The organism is Microbacterium maritypicum MF109 (assembly GCF_000455825.1).
Lineage (GTDB): Bacteria > Actinomycetota > Actinomycetes > Actinomycetales > Microbacteriaceae > Microbacterium > Microbacterium maritypicum_A.
Genome location: NZ_ATAO01000136.1, coordinates 1 through 268, shown reverse-complemented (window position 1 = coordinate 268; position 268 = coordinate 1). Strand labels below are relative to the sequence as shown.

The 268-nt window shown below is 69.0% G+C and carries 1 protein-coding gene; it reads left to right on the top strand.

Annotated features, from left to right (window positions below):
* The coding region (locus L687_RS28780) for an efflux RND transporter permease subunit (RefSeq protein ID WP_040569663.1) at positions 1-268 on the top strand (268 nt) is incomplete at both ends.

The following is a 268-nucleotide window of genomic DNA, read 5'->3' as shown; positions in this document are numbered from 1 at the left end:
AAGCTCCGCGCGGATGTGCAGGATGCGATCGACGGCCTCGGTGACGATGTCGGGGATGTCGCGGTCTCGGCCTCGGCCGGCTTCGGATCGAGCGACATCGAGATCACGGTCAGCGCCTCGAGCTCGGACGACCTCCAGACGGCGACCACCGCGCTGGTCAAGGAACTCGACGGGAAGGACGGCGTCGGCCAGGTGAGCGACAACCTCGCCGCGTCGCTGCCGTACATCGCCGTCGTGGTCGACAGGGAAGCCGCCGCCCAGCGTGGAC